General features: G+C 56.7%; 15 protein-coding genes. 1 reads left to right on the top strand and 14 read right to left on the bottom strand.

All coding sequences use genetic code 11. The features are described from left to right. Positions 1 to 173 precede the first annotated feature (173 nt). Positions 174 to 1,010, top strand: coding sequence for a DUF1684 domain-containing protein (locus CQ018_RS05865; protein WP_105549046.1), 837 nt, complete (start codon positions 174 to 176; stop codon positions 1,008 to 1,010). A gap of 348 nt (positions 1,011 to 1,358) precedes the next feature. Here CQ018_RS05865 and CQ018_RS05860 read toward each other — a convergent pair whose 3' ends face one another. The 14 genes from CQ018_RS05860 to CQ018_RS05795 form a co-directional block, all read right to left on the bottom strand. After that, positions 1,359 to 2,888 carry a tripartite tricarboxylate transporter permease gene (locus CQ018_RS05860; protein ID WP_105549045.1) on the bottom strand — a complete coding sequence of 510 codons (1,530 nt, stop codon included), beginning with the start codon at positions 2,886 to 2,888 and terminating at the stop codon, positions 1,359 to 1,361. Beyond that, positions 2,885 to 3,415 (bottom strand): tripartite tricarboxylate transporter TctB family protein, encoded by a 531-nt coding sequence (locus CQ018_RS05855; protein WP_181149754.1) that lies wholly within the window; start codon positions 3,413 to 3,415, stop codon positions 2,885 to 2,887. The genes CQ018_RS05860 and CQ018_RS05855 overlap by 4 nt, the downstream gene beginning before the upstream one ends. 45 nt (positions 3,416 to 3,460) lie before the next feature. Beyond that, the gene (locus tag CQ018_RS05850; protein ID WP_181149753.1) at positions 3,461 to 4,447 is read right to left on the bottom strand and encodes a tripartite tricarboxylate transporter substrate binding protein; all 987 of its coding nucleotides are present in this window, start codon (positions 4,445 to 4,447) and stop codon (positions 3,461 to 3,463) included. Positions 4,448 to 4,967: 520 nt separating this feature from the next. Then, positions 4,968 to 6,734: an FAD-dependent oxidoreductase gene (locus CQ018_RS05845; RefSeq protein ID WP_105549042.1), complete on the bottom strand. Its 1,767-nt coding sequence runs from the start codon at positions 6,732 to 6,734 to the stop codon at positions 4,968 to 4,970. 55 nt (positions 6,735 to 6,789) lie between these two features. Further along, positions 6,790 to 7,623: an aldo/keto reductase gene (locus CQ018_RS05840; RefSeq protein ID WP_105549041.1), complete on the bottom strand. Its 834-nt coding sequence runs from the start codon at positions 7,621 to 7,623 to the stop codon at positions 6,790 to 6,792. Between the two features lie 29 nt (positions 7,624 to 7,652). Next, a complete protein-coding gene (locus CQ018_RS05835; protein ID WP_105549040.1) occupies positions 7,653 to 8,492 on the bottom strand; it encodes a sugar phosphate isomerase/epimerase in 840 nt (279 codons plus the stop codon). Positions 8,493 to 8,541: 49 nt separating this feature from the next. Further along, entirely contained in the window at positions 8,542 to 9,702 is a 1,161-nt protein-coding gene (locus tag CQ018_RS05830; RefSeq protein ID WP_105549039.1) for a Gfo/Idh/MocA family protein, read from the bottom strand. A gap of 36 nt (positions 9,703 to 9,738) precedes the next feature. Further along, positions 9,739 to 10,635 carry a shikimate dehydrogenase gene (locus CQ018_RS05825; protein ID WP_105549038.1) on the bottom strand — a complete coding sequence of 299 codons (897 nt, stop codon included), beginning with the start codon at positions 10,633 to 10,635 and terminating at the stop codon, positions 9,739 to 9,741. Beyond that, entirely contained in the window at positions 10,632 to 11,981 is a 1,350-nt protein-coding gene (locus CQ018_RS05820) for an MFS transporter (protein ID WP_105549037.1), read from the bottom strand. The genes CQ018_RS05825 and CQ018_RS05820 overlap by 4 nt, the downstream gene beginning before the upstream one ends. A gap of 98 nt (positions 11,982 to 12,079) precedes the next feature. Next, the gene (locus CQ018_RS05815; protein ID WP_105549036.1) at positions 12,080 to 12,982 is read right to left on the bottom strand and encodes a LysR family transcriptional regulator; all 903 of its coding nucleotides are present in this window, start codon (positions 12,980 to 12,982) and stop codon (positions 12,080 to 12,082) included. Between the two features lie 24 nt (positions 12,983 to 13,006). Continuing rightward, positions 13,007 to 14,773 carry an FAD-dependent oxidoreductase gene (locus tag CQ018_RS05810; RefSeq protein ID WP_105549035.1) on the bottom strand — a complete coding sequence of 589 codons (1,767 nt, stop codon included), beginning with the start codon at positions 14,771 to 14,773 and terminating at the stop codon, positions 13,007 to 13,009. Between the two features lie 825 nt (positions 14,774 to 15,598). Beyond that, positions 15,599 to 17,065 (bottom strand): Na+/H+ antiporter NhaC family protein, encoded by a 1,467-nt coding sequence (locus CQ018_RS05805; protein WP_105549034.1) that lies wholly within the window; start codon positions 17,063 to 17,065, stop codon positions 15,599 to 15,601. A 149-nt stretch (positions 17,066 to 17,214) separates the two neighbouring features. Then, positions 17,215 to 17,976 (bottom strand): SDR family NAD(P)-dependent oxidoreductase, encoded by a 762-nt coding sequence (locus CQ018_RS05800; protein WP_105549033.1) that lies wholly within the window; start codon positions 17,974 to 17,976, stop codon positions 17,215 to 17,217. After that, on the bottom strand, positions 17,973 to 18,800 hold the full coding sequence (locus CQ018_RS05795) for an aspartate/glutamate racemase family protein (protein WP_105549032.1): 828 nt from the start codon (positions 18,798 to 18,800) through the stop codon (positions 17,973 to 17,975). Before CQ018_RS05795 ends, CQ018_RS05800 begins: the two co-directional genes overlap by 4 nt. Between the last annotated feature and the right edge of the window lie 32 nt (positions 18,801 to 18,832).

Raw genomic sequence — 18,832 nt, 5'->3', positions numbered from 1 at the left:
AGCACTGTGACCCGCTCCGCGTCAGGTACTCGACAGTAAGTTTTTCCCGGTGCGACGATGTCAGTGATTCAACAACTACGTGCCATGCAATCCCAACGCCCCAATAGTTCACCACGCCACGCCTAGAAGCCAACGCCCCCATTGCTCTCGTGGAAGAAGCTAAGGACACGATCATGACAACTGCAACAATCACTGACACAGTTTTCCGCACCCCTGAAGACCAGGAATTTGCCGCCCAGTGGCGAAGCTGGCACCAGCGCCGCTTGGAGGACCTTTCTGCTCCCTACGGATTCATGGCTGTCACGGCGCTACATTGGATTACCAGAGATGCTAAGGCCTTTGCTGGGCTTCCTGGCCAATGGTGGGAACACGATGATTGGCTCTATGTAGAACTCAACGGGGTAGAAACACTCGTCTTTAATGGCGCAGCAATTACCGGGGTACATAAGCTTGGCAGCATTGCAGAAGGCGACAGCTTTACCTTGGGCCTTGGAGAAATCATCATTGAGGCAGCCAAACGCGGAGGCAAATATATTCTGCGTCCACGCCACCCACAGAACCCGCTGCTTCAAAGCTTCACTGATGTTCCAACTTTTGAACCAGATATCGGCTGGGTTATTGAGGGAACCTTCACACGGTTTCTTGAACCACGCGAAACCACTGTTGGCGCGGTAATCAAAGGCCTCAAACACGTATATCGAGCTCCCGGTAAGGTCACTTTCGAGCTCTACGGGCGTACCCACACGCTGACTGCATTCAACGGGTTCACCGAGAGTTCACTGACAATCCTGTTCACCGATGCGACCTCGGGCAAAACGACTTATGCGGCAAACCGCTCGCTGCACATTGACGCACCCGATCCCGACGGCAAGGTAAGCCTAGATTTCAACCGCGCAGTGAATCTGCCCTGTGCCTTCACCGATCTGGCTACCTGTCCGCTGCCGCCGGCTCGGAACCGGCTGTCGGTGGCAATCACCGCTGGGGAAAAGATCCCCCATGAGCGGTCATGAAACTGACAGAAATTCTTGGACCCCCACTGGGGACAATCGCCATCAGTCGCTATTTGTAGACGTGCCTAACGCCTTCACTCATTGCCGCACACACTCACGACGCACCATTCAAGCACCGTTTTCCACAAGTGCTAAGCTCCCCCCATGTTCTACAAAAACGAGTGTGGCCGCCCTCTTGGAGAAAGGACGGCCACACTCGTTTTTTGATTTGTACGTGGTTTGCTCGATAAGTGTCATCCCGATTCAGAAGCAGCCACCTTCGGGAAGATTCAACCAAGGCCATTAAATTACCGAGCTTGCTTCGCACCACATGATCCCCACACAAATTGCTTGATGCCGATCATGACGTTATGGCTGCAACGTTGGAACTCGCATGCCTTCGTTTGCTGCCTTGCGGCGGCGTACCAGCTGGCGCAGCGGCGGCAAGGTTACCGCCAGCACCGCGATGACCAACAGGACAAGCGCGATAGGACTGGTATAGATCGAGGCCCAGCCATCCGTCAGCAAGGCCCGGCGCAAGTTCGATTCTGCCAACGGTCCCAGAATGAGCCCCAACACCGCCGGGCCCGGAGGGAACCCGAAACGCAACATGAACAAGCCCACCATGCCAAAGAGCAGCATCATGAACACCTCGAAAACCGAGTTATTGATCGAGTAGGTGCCCACCATGCAGAAGACGAGTATGACTACCCACAGGAAGTGGTCGGGTAGCTCGAGGAGCTTGATGACGCCCTTCATCCGCAGCAGGCTCAAGATCAGCGTCAGCACCGTGGCGATCAACAAGATGGTCACCAGCGAGGCGATCAAATCCGGGTGGCTATTGAACAGGCCCGGCCCTGGCTGGATACCCCAGATCATCATCGATCCAATCATGACTGCCATGACCGAGTCACCCGGCACGCCAAGTGCCATGGTGGTGGTGATGGACCCACCTAGGGTCGCCGTGGAGGATGTATCCCCTGCGGTCAAACCCTCGATCGAGCCCTTGCCAAATTCGTGCTTCATCTTCGAAGCTTTGCGGGCGTTATCCCAACCGATGATTCCGGCAATGTCACCGCCCACCGCTGGTACCAATCCAATCACCGAACCTGTTGCGGCTCCAATGCCCATGGGCTTGGCAAGGCGCTTCATCAGTTTTTTATCAGGCATCCACTGGCCCATTTGGCTGATCGGCTTCACACCCTTGTTCTTGCGGTGCGTGAGGATCTGGTTGATGACTTCGGCCAGACCGAAGAAACCAATGATCACAGGAATGAAGGGGATTCCACCGTTGAGTTCCAGGATGCCCATGGTGAAGCGTTGGTCTCCGGTGATCGGGTCGCGGCCAATGGTTGCAAGGAACAATCCGAATGCTCCGGCTGCCAGACCCTTGAAGATGCGTCCCGAGGAAACACCGACCATCATGGTCAAGCCGAAGACTACAAGGGCGAACATTTCTGCGGGGCCAAATTGCATGGCGAACCTGGAGAGCGGAACCGCTGCTACGGCAAGGATGACGATGCCGCAGAGCAATCCTAAGGCCGAACCCAGTGCCGAAGTTGTCAGCGCCAACCCGGCCTTGCCCTGGCGAGCCAACGGATAGCCGTCAAAGGTTGTAGAGATCGAGGCCGGCGTGCCCGGTGTATTGATCAGGATCGCCGGGATCCGGTCCCCGAATTGGGCCGCGACGTAGATGGTCAACAGCATTGCAAGACCCTGGGTGGGTTCCATGGTCAGCGTGAAACCTGAGGCAAGTGCCACGGCCATGGTGGCGGTCACCCCGGGGAATGCTCCGACGAGCATACCGATGAGGATACCAATGCCAATGGTCATCAGGGTTTCAGGTGCTAGGACGGCACCAATACCGTCGGTGACCGGGGAAGCATAAATGGGGATCATAGCGGGACTCGCAATGCAACGATGAACAGGAAATGGAGGACGGCGGTGGTCACCGCCGGGAAAGCAAGAGTTGCCTTCCACGAGCGCCCACCCAGCACCAGGGTGAACAGGGCAAGAGCGACGAAGGTGATCATCCAGAATTGCAAGACGTTCCACAGCATAAGGTAGCCAATCGCGATGGCAAGCGTCATTCCGAACATTGCAATACCCGAGACGGTAATCCGTTCCGGTACATCTGCCTTGCGGACTCCGCGCAGTACGTTATTGAGCACTATCACCACGCCAAAGATGATCAGCCCGGTACCCAGCATGTTGGGCCAGAAGACCGGTCCAAGCTCCGCGGTACCACGCACAATAATGTCTTTGCCAGCGACGAGGATCCAGATTCCCAGCCCGATACAGGCAGCCACGGAGACTAATTCCCGTAGGCGTACCGGAAGGTCCCGGACCAGCGGTTCCTCTTGGTGGTGTGCGGCCTCAAATGCCGCCTCTTGGTCGATCGTTTCGATCGGTGGTTGGTCAGTCACGCTGTCCTCCCCTTGAGCTTCGGATGGCCGAATGTGGGCACAGAACTATTTGGTGTTGTTCTTGGCAAATTCAATCCAAGGACCGTAGCGCTTGGCCTCGGCCTGGATGAAGGTGGCCATGTCGGTGGAATTCTTGAAGGTCGGGACCAAGTTCGAGGAGGTAATGACCTGCTGGTAACCGGCGTCCTCGGTTGCCTTCTCCATGGCCGCCGAGAGCTTCGTAACGACATCTTCGGGGGTGCCTTTGGGGGCCATCACCCCAACCCAGGATGCGTTCTGCAGATCCACACCGGATTCCTGGGCAGTTGGCACATCCGGGTTGTTCGGATCGCGCTCATCGGTGAGCATTGCTAGGTAGCGCAGGTGTCCACCATCAACCTGAATCTTCTGTGAACCAATGGCATCGATGGAGAAATCAACTTTGCCCGCGGCCGCTGCAGCAATCGCCGGCGCCGAACCGTCAAATGGGACCGAGGTCAGCTTGATGTCGGCGAGCTGCTGCAACCCTGCTGCCGGGGAATCCCAGACCGAGCCGATACCCGGTGAAGAGAAGGTCAGTTTGCCGGGCTTGGCCTTGGCATCGCTGACCAGATCTTCAAGGGTCTTGTACGGGGAATCGATTGGAACCGCAATAGCGCCCGGGCCGGCCAGACCCTGCCCGATGGGGGCATAATTTTCTGGCTTGATGTCATAGTCCATGAATTGCAAGGTGGCTACCTCAACGCCCATCAGGGACAGGTTGTAGCCATCGGGTTTCTGTTCGGCCAGCCAGTTGTAGGCAACCGAACCGTTGGCGCCCGGCTTGTTCTCAACAATCACGTTGACGCCTAGGTCTTTTTCCAGCAGTGGGGCAAGGGTACGCGCCGTCAGGTCACCGGAACCGCCTGCGGCCCAGGGCACGATCAGTCGCACGTCTTTGGACGGGTAGCCCCCGCCCGCCGCCGCATCGGCCTTGGAGTTGGCGGCGCAGCCGGTGACGGTGAGCAAGCCCGCTGCAAGTAGTGCAGCGGAACGGAGGATTGTCTTCTTCATGATGGAACCCTTTGGAGTCGTGGTCACCGGCAAGTGAGTGACGCGAAGTGTCTGTAGATATTGCCTAACGCTGGGGGCTGGCGAGGGGCTGGCGGATATCCCCCCTGTGCTCCCCCACCCAGGCCTAACTCGATAAACATTGTGCGCTATGCGTACATGTGTGCTCATATCGAACAGAATGAAACCTAGCACGCGCCACCTCTGTGACGCAAGGCACAGGGGTGGCGCGTGCTCCGTTTACAGACAAGCCTCGAGCTCCACACCGCCTGGACGTCTCCTAAGAGTTCCTACGTCATTCTAAAAGGTCTCTCTGACAAGGCTATTAGGAACCTAGTGACGACTTTTGGGCTCGCCACGGACGTCCGAGCCAAACACTTTTCATCGTTCGTAAATCCCACAAAGGTGCCGTAACATTCGCACGCACTGCACACAGGGCATATCCCGAGGTACCGTTGCGTTGGCAACCCGCGAAAATTTGGCTTGCCGATGCGCCTTTGAAAGAACACTGCTGCAGGTGAAGCTACGTGCGCGTTGTCTCACTTGCCGGAACCGCTGAACCATCATCTTCATACGTCGTTGCTTGAACCATGTCGCGAGCCGCTACATATCCAAAGGTCAAGGCCGGGCCCAGATTGATGCCACCGGCAGGGTAATGCCCTCCCATGATGCTTGCTTGATCGTTACCGGCCGCGTAGAGTCCCTCGATCACCTCTCCGGACTCGTTGAGCACGCGTGCCGCGGCATCAACGTCGATGCCGGCAAAGGTACCAAAGGAACCAGGCACCACCTTGACCGCGAAGAACGGCCCCTTCTCAATCATGCCCAGGGACGGGTTCGGGGCATTTTTGGGGTCTCCACCGGAACGGTTGAACGGGGTTTCACCGCGACCAAACTCCGGATCCACCCCACGCATTGCATTGGCGTTGAATTCGGCAACGGTGCGCTCCAGCTGCACCGGATCAATACCGCAGTTGGTGGCAAGCTCGGCCAGGGTATTGCCCTTCAGCAGATACCCGCTACGCAGGTATGGGGTCAGTGGCACAGGTAGTGGTTTGGCCATTCCCAGCGGGAATTTGCGCACAAAACGGGAATCGGCAATCTGCCACGACTGGACGCTGTGTCCCTCGGGCGTAGCCTTGATCATTGCATCAACATAGTCGTAGTATCCATTGGCCTCGTTGACGAAGCGTTTGCCGCTTGCCACAACGCCGATGGAACCGGGCTTGGCCCTGTCCATAATGTGCGGGAAGGTGCCGATTGAACCGTTGGGGTATTTGATCAATGAGACCGGGCACCAGGCCGCCGGCGATTCAACATCGGTGTTGAACTTTGCCCCGACCTCCAACGCCATGTCCAGGCCCGATCCATTGGCTTCGGCAGGAGCCAGCGACCAGTGCTCGGCCCCGGTAGGGGTCTTCGGGAAGAGTTCGGCACGGCGGTTAGGGTTCTGCGGGAAGCCACCGGTGGCCATGACAACGCCGCGACGTGCATTCAGCGTGTAGGACCCCTCTGGTCCGCGCAGTTCTACGCCGATCACGGATCCTGCCTCATTAGTGATCAGCTTGTGGGCAGCCGTTGAAACCCTGATGTCAACACCTAAATCATCTGCCGACTTCATGAGCCGAGCGGTCAGCGCGGTGCCATTGACCAGCTGCATGTTCCGGCGGTGTACAGCTAGATCAAAGACGTGCGTGGTGACGCGCTTGGCGGCGTGAATCAGTCCGGGAATCGAGCCCTGCGAGGCGGAAAGGAACTTGGTCAGATCGGGACCTGCCATGATGCCCATGCCCAGGAAGCTGGTGGCATAGAGCTGATGACGCATTTTGGCACGCAGTTCGGGCTTGATCTTCCGTGCGTTGATCGGTGCCGGTCCCACCGAGCGGTGCCCGGTACCGGCCCCCGGGGTGTTTCCATAAATATCGTTGATCTTCGCACCAGGGGTGAACTGTAAGGAGGTGTGGTTCTGGAAGAAGCCGACCATATGCGGCACGGCTTCGAGGAATGCATCAACGCGTTGTGCATCGTAGCGTTCCCCGATGCGGTTGCGCAGGTAGCTGCGAAATTCTTCACGATCTTCGTCAACACCATCGGCCTTGGCCAGCGGGTTGCCCGGTGTCCAGGCCCAACCACCGGACCATGAGGTGGCGCCACCACAGGCCTTGGCCTTTTCCACGACAACGACCTTGAGGCCGTGGTAAGCAGCGGTCACCGCAGCGGCAAGTCCTCCGGCGCCGGAGCCAACGACTATGACATCAACCTCGGTGGGTGTGGATGGGGTGGTACTCATGATTATTGTTTCCATTCGATTCAAAGTGAAAATAAATCTTGCAGTCGCGGGTCGGCTAGTGGCCGTACGTATTCGAGTCCAGGCGTGGGCCAGCTCCGCTATCAAGTGCGTCAATTGCTGCACGTTCGGCGGGTTCTAGCGCAAAGTCGAAGATGTCGAGATTTTCCCGTTGACGCACATCGCTCGCCGATTTGGGTACGGCAATACGTCCGGAATCCAGGTGCCAGCGCAACACAATCTGGGCCGGGGTCTTTGCATATTTGTGTGCCGGCGTAGTCAAGGCGGGATCAAGAAGGAAATCTCCGGCCCGACCCAGCGGTGAATAGGCCGCAGTGTGTACACCCGCTGCTTCATTTGCCGCGATGACCAAGGGCTGCAGGTGCAGCGGATCGACTTGGATTTGGTTCACCGCTGGTACCAAACCCGCATCGAGGACTTCGTGCAGTTGTTCGGGTTTGAAGTTGGAGACACCCCACGAACGCAAACGGCCGGAAGCCACAAGCTCTTCGAGCCCTTCGCAGGTTTCAACGTAGCGCCCCACGCTTGGGTTGGGCCAATGGATCAGGAATAGATCAAGGTACTCAAGACCCATACGTTCAAGCGCCTCAACGTAACTGGTTTCGGCGCCCTGACGTGAGTGCCCGGCAAGTGAGAGCTTGGAGGTTACCCACAGCTCGGAGCGCTCGACGCCGCTACGCCGGATACCTTCGCCCACGGCCTGTTCATTGCCGTACTTTTCCGTTGTGTCGAGGTGCCGGTAACCATGACCAATACCGCGGGCTACCGAATCTGCGGCTTCTTCCCCAAGTAGCGGCCAGGTGCCCAACCCCAAGGCAGGGATCTGAAGACCTTGGCCTAATTCAATACTGATAGTTTGCTGCTGAAGCATGTTATTCCTTCTAAGTCCCGTGGGAATTCTTAGACGCTGAGTGTGGGTGCTGCGTGTAAGAGCTCGGCCTGCGCCAGTACCTTCTCGAGCCCGGCTTTGAGCATATGGGCCCACGCTTGTTCGCCAACTTGAGCCAACATTTCATCATTTGGAGTTTCAACGCTGATGGGCAGATCCTTGGGCAATGCGGCAACCATTGCGGCAAGCCCGAACCCACCGGTTCCCGGAACCATCCGGGCCGAACGCGACTCGAACACCAGCCCCTCAAGGTCGGCGGGGCGTTGGGCCGGACCATCACATAACTGCAGCATCGGGATCAGCCCCGCATGTGTGACAAGTTCCGTATCGGTGGTGCCCACCCTGCTCAGGTGCAAGGTATCTGCAACAATTTTGCACCCCGTAGCGTTGGCAATCCGGGCTGCCTGATCCAACGAGTTCACTCCCTGATAGGAAATGACTTCTAAAGTGGGAACCAGCCCAAAACCGCTGCTGTCTTCGGTCATGGTTCCGATGAGTTCGACCAAACGGCTTTCCTCCATGGCAGCAGCGGCAATCGTCAGGCTCGAGGCACCAAGCGCGCCGCCTGCTTGCATCATGCGAAGCCAGGCATCACGTTGGTCGCTGCCATCGAGCAGCAAGAACTCGATGTCTTTGATTCTGACTCCGGTTTCGTTCACCGCAGCGAGCGTTTGGGCCAACATCTGGGAACCTGGCTGCAGGTCATAGGGACGCTCGGTAGCCGTGACCGGACGGACGCGTGCTCCGATGAAGTCGAATCCGGCATTTGCCGCAAGGCGCACCAGATCTGCCGGAGCGGTCGCGACGAGGGAAAGCTGGGCAAGGCCCAGCTGCCGTGTTGTGGTTTTCATGATTGTGCTCCGTTTCGGGGGCGGTAAAAAAGTTACGTAGCTAAGGGAATTAGCAGGAGGCCTGAGTGGGGGAAAGCACCGAAGAGATCACCGCGTCGCTGGGAACCGGACCTTGTCCGGAGACCGCGGCAAAGCGCACCGGTTCCCCGGTGCGCGAAGAAGCATAGATCGCCAACAAGATGCGCAGCGCGTTTGTTGCGTCCTGGCCGCTTACTGCTGGTTCAAGGTCTTCGCCTACGGCCTGAGCAAATTGTTCAATCTGCGCCCGGTGATGTTCCACCAAGGCTGCGTTGATTGAGGCAAGATCGACGTTGGCTTCACTCCCCTGCGGATGGGCCGGGGAACTTGTGACGGTGTTTCCGACTGCCATGATGGTGATCCGTCCATCACTACCCTCGGGGAATTCGCTGAGTTCCGCCGTGGCACCTGTGGACCCGGTGATCTTAATCTGCACGCCCAGAGCCGGGTTTGCTGCCGTTGAGGCGTTCAGCGTGGCAATGGCACCGTTGGTGAATTTCAGTACCGCTGCAGCGGAATCTTCAACTTCTATGTGCTCGCCGTGCTTATAGGTGTTGATGGTTCCATAGACTTCGGCAATATCGCCCAAGTACCACTGCAAGAGGTCAATATAGTGAATGGCTTGGGTCATGAGTACTCCGCCACCGTCATTGGCCCAGGTGCCGCGCCAGGCATCCGCCGAATAGTATTCGGGTTCGCGGTGTAGCAATACCGAAACTTGGCCCATGACCGGAGTACCAAGGGTTCCGTCGTCGATTGCGGCACGCAGTTGCTGTGCTGCAGGCCAGAAACGGCGTTGGAAGAGCACCCCCAGCTTGACCCCGGCTTCCTCGCAGGCCTGAACCATGCGTTGGGCCGAGGCCAAATCCACCGCGATTGGCTTCTCGCACAGCACATTCACACCTGCTGCTGCAGCGACAATCACTACCTCTTCGTGGGTGGGGTGCGGGGTGCAGACCGAAACAATGTCCAGTCCCAACTCCAAGAGCGCTTGGACCGAGTCAACCGCATGGTCCACGTTCCAGGTGGCCGCGACGCCCCGGGCCCGAGCAATGTCTACGTCGCAGACACCGACAACAATTGTATTTTCGATTTTTTCAAAGGCAGCCAGATGATTGGAACTAATCTTGCCGCAGCCAACGATCCCCACGCGTAGTGGTGGAATCGTTGCGTTTGGGTGTGCGATTTCCATCGGCATTTCCTTCCAGGAGGAGTAAATCTTGGGTATCTAGTTGGTTGCCGCGCCCGCGGCAGGCTCAAGCAGGTTGGCTAGATGCGCACGCATGCGTTCGCGGTCCGGTTCCATCCCGGTGAGCAGCACGAAGGTGTCAGCTGCCTGTTCGATGAGCATCGTCGTGCCACCCACGCGTTGGCAGCCGATGGCTGCCGCGGCCAACAGCAGCTCGGTATCCACCGGGCGATAAATGACATCGGCTACCCAGTGTGTTGAGCGTAATAGGGACACGTCAAATGGAGTTCCAGGTAGATGTTCCATGCCAAGGGGGGTTGCATTGATGACCCCATCGGCTTCCTGGATCCATGCAGCGGCGTTGTCTGGGCCGCCGGCAACGATGGTGATTTCCGACTTACCACTGTGCGCCGCAAGGAGCATCTCGCGCAGTGAATCGCGGCGGCCGACATCCGTGTCGATGAGGTGCAAGGTGGTTGCCCCAAAATCAATAAGTGCCTGGGCAACCGCCGAGCCGGCACCGCCGGCGCCAAAGAGCACAACATTTTCTGCCGCGGTCCCCGCGGCCAGACTTCTGCGTAGTCCCGAGAGGAAGCCGCTGTAGTCGGTGTTGTGGCCGATAGTTCCCGATGCGGTGAGCACCACGGTGTTCACCGCACCCAAGGCCTTGGCCTCGGGTGCCAAGGCATCGAGGTACGCCATGATTTCTTGCTTCCACGGATGGGTGATGTTGAAACCGGTGAAGCCATTGCTCAATGCCGTGGCCAGCATTTCGCCCGGGGTGGTGATGGGGCCTTGGGCGGTGTCGAGGCGTTGGTAGCTGAACCCGGCAAGACCCAGCGCCGCTGCTTCGGCCTCATGAATGGCCGGGGAGAGCGAGCTTCCCAAGTGTTCGCCGATCAAGCCCATGCTGAGCTGTTGGTTGGTGGTGATCATTTGTTGTTCAATGCCTCGCGTTCGGCGCGGGTCATTCCCAGCTGTGCGGTGGGGATCTTGTAGGTTTCCGGACCTGTGGCAAAAGCGACCGCAGAGATGATGGTGAAGACGAAGCACATGATGGCTACAGGCATCCAGTTGGAGCTATCTCCGGCGGTCATCATGGTGCCGATGGCCGGGGTGAAGCCAGAGACCAGCAGGCCGAGCATCAAGCCAATGGCCATGCCGGAGTAGCGGACCCTGGCGGGGAACTGTTCCGGGAATGAGGCCATGTAGGAGCCGTTGGGTGCAGCGTACAGTCCACCCATGAGGATGATTGAGGAAATGAAGATCAGTGCCACGTTTCCGGTGCCAATGGCATTGAAGAAGACGAACATCATGGCACCAGCTCCCAGCGCACCACCAATGAAGACCGGTTTGCGGCCGATTTTATCGGCGAGGTGACCGTAGAGCGGCTGGGTGAGTACAGCCGTGAAGTTTGCAACGGCAATTGCCGCAAGCATGGTGGTGCGTTCGATGCCGCTGTGCTCGACGGCAAAGGCCAAGGCAAAGACATTCACGATGGTGTTGATCATGGCGAAGGTGGAGGAGAACATGACGCGAATGACCGCTGCCCAGTGGTTCTGGAAAAGCTCGACCAACGGGATTTTTTCCTTATCGGCGTTTTCCTTGGCTTCTTCAAATACCTCCGGCTCTTCGAGATGGCGGCGAATCCAGAAAGCGAAGAAGGTCAACAGAACACTGATCCAGAATGGAATGCGCCAGCCCCACGTAAGCAGCTGCTCATCGGGCATCGAAGCCACCGGGATGAAGACCAAGGTAGCCAGCACAATGCCGAACATAATCCCGCTCATGGTGAAGCTTGCAAAGAAGGAGCGGCGGTGATCCGGTGCGTGTTCCATGGACAGCGATGCGGCGCCCGGGGACTCTCCACCGGCCGATAGGCCCTGGAGTAGGCGAAGGACTACCAACAAAATCGGGGCCAGCATGCCGACCTTGTCATAAGAGGGCAGGCATCCGATCAGGAATGTTGATACGCCCATGAGCAGCAGGCAGGCCATCAGGGTGTTGCGGCGGCCAAATTTGTCTCCCAGGTGACCCCAGATCACTGCGCCCAGTGGGCGGGCGATGTAGGCGACACCCAGGGTGGAAATTGAAAGTAGAACCGAGTTGTTGCCATCGCTGGGGAAAAATACATGCGAGAACACCAGTGCCGCGGCAGAGCCGTAGATGAAGAAGTCGTAGTACTCGAGGGTGCTGCCCAGAAAGCCTGATAGCGCGGCGCGACGCGCCTGTGGTGTGGCAGTGATCTTGCGATCCGCGCCCGGTGTTGTCGCCGTTTTCATGGATGATCCTTTCGTTCCCGTGGGGAGTTCATCATCCAGTGTGAGCGCGCTTACTTATTAAGTCCACGACCTAATTACACATAGATAGTGTGCAATTTCTACATAGTTACATCTGGGGTTGGCAAAACGCTTTCACTCATTTCCAAGAACGCATCACGTGCCTGAGAACCCGGTCGAATAGACCAAGCCAACCCATGGTTCATGTAATACGGGGGGCCGCTCAGTGGCACATAAACTGTTCCCGGCGGTAAGACCCCACCCATCCCCTCTGGCATGAGCGCGAGCCCCACGCCCGCAGCCACGAGCATCATGATCATGTAAGGATCTGTGATTTCCTGGACAACGTTTGGGTAGAATCCCGCATCCGAACAGGCGCGCAGGGTCGTTTCGTACAGCGCGGACCCCGAGGCCACCGGTGGGGTAATAAACGGTTCCTCCGAGAGCTCGCTCAGGTCAATGCTTGTCGCCGTTGCCAACGGATGGTCAACGGCGAGCACCACGCCAAACACTTCCCGAGCCAAGAGTCGAGCATTGATACGCGTCGAATCAACAGGCAGCCCCACAAAGGCAAGGTCCAGGGTTCCGGCATCCAGCTGATGCACTGCTTCTTGGGTCATAACCCTGCCCACGAGTTTGAGCTGGATATCGGGATGAGCCTTTTTCAAGGCACGTGTCAGTGGCGGCAAAGCCAGCTGATTGAGCACGCCAACAAACCCCAGGGTCAGGCTTCCGTAAACCCGACCCTGGGGTACTTTTACCGCACGCGTAGCAATACCGATTTGTTCAATGACCTCACGGGCGTGCGGCAAAAAAGCATGCCCGGCAGCTGTCAGCTCGACGGATCGGGTACTGCGAATGAAGAGCTCTTCACCCAAGGAACGCTCGAGCTTTCGAATAGTTTGGCTCAGCGGTGATTGCGCGACACGCAATCTCGCCGCGGCATGGCCAAAGTGAAGTTCCTCGGCCACGGCAATGAAGGCCTCGATCCATCGAATTTCCATGACTGCCACTCCCCGGCGTTGTACTTACTGCGTCTTGAGCGTCTCCAGACTATCTGCTGGCGCGTTTGCATTTGTTGCATGACGTGCCGCTGCCCAGCCGAAGGTGAGCCCGGCGGCAACCTGCACACCGGCGCCGGGGTATTCGGAGCCCATGACCGACGCTGCATCGTTTCCTGCGGCATAGAGACCTGACACCGGGGCGCCATTGGCGCCCAAGGCCTGGCCATGGCCATTGGTTTGAATGCCATAGGAAGTGGCCAGTGGGGTGGGCACGACGGCCATTGCGTAGAACGGAGCCTTGGCTACCGGTCCAACATTTGGGTTGGGTCCGCCATGCTCCGGATCCCCTGCGACCTGTCCAAAGAGCAGCTCGCCCTTGGCGAAGTCTTCATCGATGCCGGTCTCGGCAAAACCGTTGTAGCGGTGAATCGTGGAGGTAAGCCCCGCGGGATCAACACCAATCTTGGCGGCAAGCTCGGTCAAAGTGTCGGATTCAAAGAGGTATCCATCCCTGACATAACGTTGCAGCGCCGCCCGTGGCAGATGCGGCATGGTAATCATGCCCAACCCATATTTGGCCAAGGTACGCGAGTCAACAATCAGCCATGCCGGTACCGCCGCGGCGTCCGGGGAATCAAACATTGCGCGCACAAAGCGGTGATAGGAACAAGACTCATCGACAAAGCGTTTTCCACGCGAATCCACAGCGATCACACCGGGCCGGGCTCGATCCCAAATATGCGGGAAGACAACCCGCGAGCCATCGGCACGACGCCCAATTGAGCTCGGGAACCACAATGCATTTTCGCCATTGTCGTGGCCCAACACCGCACCGGTAGCTTGTGCCAAGCCAAGGGTGTCACCAGTAGCGCCTTCGCCAGCACGCGAATAACGCGGAGTAGGTTTAGGCATGAACTTTTCACGCATTTCTGGGCTTTGTGAGAAGCCGCCTGCGGCAAGCACCACACCTTGGCGAGCCCGGATGCGCAGTGTCTTGCCAGCATGAACTACTTCCGCCCCAATGACGCGATCACCGTGAGTGAGTAATTCGGTGGTGCGGGCGTCGAAGAGGAAGTCGGCTCCGTGTGTGCGGGATTCGTGGAAGAGTCGGGCAACGAGCCCGTTACCCATGACGAGTCGGGTGCCGCGCGGATGTGTGAGTCGATCCAGCGCCCACTGCAGGCCGAGCTTTGCCGCCAGGAATATGGCTTTGCCGCGCTCGGCGAGATTGCCTGTATAAAGTCTGAGCAGAGTCGCAACCTCTGGACGACGCAACATCAGAGTGCCACCCATTAACGCAAACTCAGGAACGGGCGGGCGCACTCGGCGGAAATCTGATTTGCTTAGCAGCTTGCCGTTGAAGGGTTCGGGTTCAAGGGCTCGACCGGTCTTACCTGTTTCGGGCATTTCCGAGTGGTAGTCGACGACAGCAGGTGAGCGCAGGAAGGTGATTCCAAGTTCATGGAGCTCATCAAGCATTTTGGGGGCCGCATCCAGGTACGCCATGCGGCTTTCCCGTGGTGCTTTATCCCCCACTACCGCGTCAAGGTAACGAGCTGCTCGATCAAGGTCGTCGAAAATTCCGTCTTCACGTTGGAAGCGATTATTGGGGATCCAGCAGGTTCCCGCCGAGTAGGCGGTGGTACCACCGAGATATTCAGTCTTTTCTAAGGTCAGTACTTCGGCGCCTTGAGCTGCCGCGGTCAATGTTGCAGAAAGCCCGGCAGCTCCGGTGCCAAGCACCAAGAGGTCGACTTCTCGGTCCCAGTTTTTTTGAGACTGCTGATTCATGGCTCTCCTTTAATGCTGACGCCTAAGCGTCACCGGCTAGGTATTACCACTCAGTATGTGACCAGGATCTATGCACTGTCCACAACAAATTTGAGCATTGTTTATGTGTACTTATGTCTCAATGCACACACTCTCACCAGGCTGCGATGCCCCACATGCACCATTCATCCACTGGCTAAGCCGACGGATCACTACCCGTTTCCGATAGAGCATTCCGGTTGCTTCATTCAGTACGCATCAATGCTTTTTAGCCACAGCTCGCTGAGCTCCCGAGGCTACTAGGTGAGATCCAGAAGCTGGTCGCCAAGCCCAATCTCAAATCTCAGTTTCCCGCAGCTCTCTTCAATACACTTTCACAAGGGATCGAACGGAGTTCGCTCAATATCCTAGTGCTCGAACCTCAAGACACGATTTTGACTGAAATTTAGCAGGCCGGTGGCTTGGATTTCAGTGAGATAGGCTGCTTGACGATACTTTCACCCCTTGAGCTATATAGCCCAAGGGGTGAAAGCGTCGTATTTCCACAAAAGAATTTCCTACGATTTCGCGAGCATTCTTGCTGAGGCACACACGATAATTAGGAGATTTCCTGCAGGCACACAAGCATGGCAGATGCCTACGCTCAGGGGCCTTTTGCCCCGTATTCACTAGACCACTGCTTTTCTTAGCAGCCACATGTACTGTCAGACATTCGGCAATAGTCAACCGAACGGATTCCTATCGAACTCAAATCAAGATGTCGGGGAACGTTGGGAAAAATCCCAGCATGCCCCGACACCTTGCTCGATTTGGTTTCTACGGTCTGTAAGAACCGACAAACTGACTTTAGACGTCCGCAGTTTCCTGTTTCAATACATCACTTTCCGGTTCAAATACGGCAACCTTGAATTGGGTCAGCGCTACAACTAGTGCTACAAGGGTGGAGAAATATGCGAAGAACAAAAATGGCATGTATTCAAGAGTTGCAACCCCAAGAACTCCGGCAGCAAACACACCACCGCCTGACCAGGGGAAGAACGGATCATAAACAGTTCCGGAGTCTTCAAGCGTCCTCGAAAGATTTTCGCTCTTGAGCCCAAGCTTTTTGAAGGCCGGGGCAAAGATTGTTCCCACCATGACCGCACCAAATGAATAAGAGGCACCCAACCCAATAGCGCCGATCATCGTCGGTGAGGTCAACACCATAATCCGACGACGAGTGTTTGCCCATTTCAGAACCACCCGCAGCAATGAATGTACATAACCACCCAGGTACATCAGTCCGGAAACTCCCACAGCAAACATGAACAAGAGCAGAAGCCCGGCCATCGACATCATTCCGCCGCCGGATACTAGTGCATCAATCGCTGCGTCCCCGGTATCCGAAACATAACCGTCGTACAACCCTGCCGTGACGTCGCCGATGTCCATGCCCTGATATGCGACAGCAAGGATCGCTCCGGCGACTGCACCACCCATGATGGAAACGAATGGTGGAAGCTTGAATAGCAGCATGCCAACGGTGATCACGATGGGAAGTAACGTGATCCAGCCGAGCTTGTATCCACCATCTAGGGCGTTGACGATGTTACCGATGGCAGATCCCGCGGAGCCGTTTTGTGGAACCACGAAACCTAAAATGCCGAAAGTGACAAGTGTGAGGATGTAAGCAGGACCGGTGGTGTACAACATATAACGCACATGGGTCATCAGCGGCGTACCGGTGATGGCAGCGGAGAGGTTAGTGGAGTCGGAAAGTACCGAGAGTTTGTCCCCAAAATAGGCACCCGAAATCACAGCTCCGGCGGTCAGCGGTGCATAAATTCCTAGCCCATCGCCGACAGCCATCAAAGCGACACCGACAGATCCCATGGTTCCCCAGGAAGTTCCGGTCACCAACGAGGTGACGGAACACAGAATGATCGCCGTGACAAAGAACCATGACGGATGGATGGTTTCAAGACCGATCTTGATGATCGTGGGAATCGTTCCAGACATGGCCCATGAGCTAATCAGCATGCCCACGGCCAATAATATGAAGAGCAGCTCGACTACTTTTCGAATCGAGTCAAACGCCGAATCTTGCACCTCTTGGTAGGAGAAGCCCGTGGCGATCATCAGCATCATGAGGATGACCATGGCAAAGAACATCACCATCTCGATGGGCATCTCCATCACCACGGTGCCCACGATGAGGATCAGCGCCAAAAGTGCGACTACCCCCAGCGAAATAAGAACCGAAGGTTCCTTACCACGCAGGCCTACCCGTGTCTTATCAATATGTACATAGGGCTTAGCGTCTTCCTCGATCACGTGCCCTCACCTCTACTCCATGTTGGCGATGACTTATCATCGACTCTGAATTCTAAGTTGGCTAAAACTGTTAGACACGATGGTGTCTCAGCACCTTCAATACAGGCACCGCTATTCCCCTCGAATATGTTCAGCTGATTCAGGGGCAACTACCGAGCGCTGAATCCTCCGTCCACAACCAGTTCCGTTCCGGTGACAAAGCTTGCGTCATCGCTGGCCAAGAAGGCCACGGCGGCGGCAAGTTCGGTTGCATGAGCACGGCGGGCCAATGGCGTCTCGGGTATGACTCCGCCGTCTTTTTCATGTTCGTTGATCGGTGTGCTGACTCCGCCGGGAACCAATGAGTTAACACGAATTCCATGTTCGGCAAGCTCGAGGGCTGCGGTGCGGCTTAGCCCCAGCAGCCCAGCCTTACTCGCGGCATACGCTGCATAGCCAATGGCTCCCTGCGGACCAAAGATCGAAGAAGTATTGATGACCGAACTTCCTTTGCCCGCTTTGAGCAGTGGAAGCATGCTCTGCAAGCCCAGAAAAGCACCGGTGAGATTGACACTCAATACCCTGTTCCACACGGCTAAATCGAGTTCTTCCAAGGTGCTAACATCAACGATTCCCGCGTTATTGACCAATACATCTAAACGGCCGTGATCACTGTGTAGCTTCTGGTAGATTGCCTGCCAAGCCTCGGGGCTTGTGACATCGAGATGAACATAGGAAATATCAAGCCCCGCGTCCTTCCATGCACTTTCCGCTTCCTTCCCCAGGTCATCGAGAACGTCGGCGGCATAAACAATGGCACCCTCGGAAGCCAAACGTTTAGCATGGGCGGCTCCTTGTCCACGTGCCCCACCGGTAATCAATACAATTCGACCATCTAGGCGTTGTGGCGCCGCGTAGGTATTCTCACTCATATTTTCAGTCCTTCGCTCAGTGCCAGAGCTACCGGGTCTATTAGCCCCAGAGCTCCTCGCTGGAGATCAATTTTTTCTCGATCGGGGGTACTCAGGGATCCCGACTGGCTCTTGCCAAAACCCATAAGTTTCGAAATGTCTACCATTGCTTCGAGCTGCTTAATTGCTATGGCACTTGCGTCAAGAACTGTTACACCACTGATTGAGGTTTTCGTGTACCCGGCCCGACGCAGCATTGCCGCGTAGTACGTGCAACCAACCACGATGACCTCGGCACCGGCCCGCGCACATTCCTCGGCCAGCGCGTCAAAGCGGGGGATGACCCGCGTCCACGGATCCGAAACCGACTCCAACAGCAACGCATTGGTGGATTCTGGGCTCAGGTAACGCACGGGCCGCGATATTGCGCGGGCTGCCAAACCGTAGGAGATCAAATCACGCTCAATGGAGAATGCAGTTTTTGCCGAAACCGTAGCCACCGCGAAGCGGTGCCCCATAGTTAGTGCGGTGAGCATCGATTGCTCGCCAACCGAGGCCACCGGGATATCTAAGACCTCACGAACTTCCCATAACGGATCATTCCAGCAACCCAAAAGCACGCCGTCGAATCCCTCGGCCTGAGCTTGCAACGCTGCCTCGGCCATAAAAACGTTGTTTATTGATTCGGCATACAAGGAACGAGCAAAATTACCGCTGCGTTCAAGAAACCTGTGTTCTACCTGCACGTCGTCACGTAATAGGTCGTGAACCGATGCTTCCATGGCTTGCCAGAGCGATTCGAGTTCGGGGATTCGGGTGGTTGGGTATATCCAGCACAGCTTCATGTGCTTCTCCTTTCGAGCATGAAATGGACTTA

The sequence above is a fragment of the Arthrobacter sp. MYb227 genome, assembly GCF_002975435.1.
Classification (GTDB): domain Bacteria; phylum Actinomycetota; class Actinomycetes; order Actinomycetales; family Micrococcaceae; genus Paeniglutamicibacter.
Note: the sequence above shows the minus strand (reverse complement) of the source record. Positions and strands in the feature narration are given on the sequence as shown.

Bases quoted from the DNA above. Each gene is read 5' to 3' on its own strand.
- CQ018_RS05865 (WP_105549046.1), top strand. From the start codon at position 174: ATGACAACTGCAACAATCACTGACACAGTTTTCCGCACCCCTGAAGAC.
- CQ018_RS05860 (WP_105549045.1), bottom strand. From the start codon at position 2,888: ATGATCCCCATTTATGCTTCCCCGGTCACCGACGGTATTGGTGCCGTC.
- CQ018_RS05850 (WP_181149753.1), bottom strand. From the start codon at position 4,447: ATGAAGAAGACAATCCTCCGTTCCGCTGCACTACTTGCAGCGGGCTTG.
- CQ018_RS05845 (WP_105549042.1), bottom strand. From the start codon at position 6,734: ATGAGTACCACCCCATCCACACCCACCGAGGTTGATGTCATAGTCGTT.
- CQ018_RS05840 (WP_105549041.1), bottom strand. From the start codon at position 7,623: ATGCTTCAGCAGCAAACTATCAGTATTGAATTAGGCCAAGGTCTTCAG.
- CQ018_RS05835 (WP_105549040.1), bottom strand. From the start codon at position 8,492: ATGAAAACCACAACACGGCAGCTGGGCCTTGCCCAGCTTTCCCTCGTC.
- CQ018_RS05830 (WP_105549039.1), bottom strand. From the start codon at position 9,702: ATGGAAATCGCACACCCAAACGCAACGATTCCACCACTACGCGTGGGG.
- CQ018_RS05825 (WP_105549038.1), bottom strand. From the start codon at position 10,635: ATGATCACCACCAACCAACAGCTCAGCATGGGCTTGATCGGCGAACAC.
- CQ018_RS05820 (WP_105549037.1), bottom strand. From the start codon at position 11,981: ATGAAAACGGCGACAACACCGGGCGCGGATCGCAAGATCACTGCCACA.
- CQ018_RS05815 (WP_105549036.1), bottom strand. From the start codon at position 12,982: ATGGAAATTCGATGGATCGAGGCCTTCATTGCCGTGGCCGAGGAACTT.
- CQ018_RS05810 (WP_105549035.1), bottom strand. From the start codon at position 14,773: ATGAATCAGCAGTCTCAAAAAAACTGGGACCGAGAAGTCGACCTCTTG.
- CQ018_RS05800 (WP_105549033.1), bottom strand. From the start codon at position 17,976: ATGAGTGAGAATACCTACGCGGCGCCACAACGCCTAGATGGTCGAATT.
- CQ018_RS05795 (WP_105549032.1), bottom strand. From the start codon at position 18,800: ATGAAGCTGTGCTGGATATACCCAACCACCCGAATCCCCGAACTCGAA.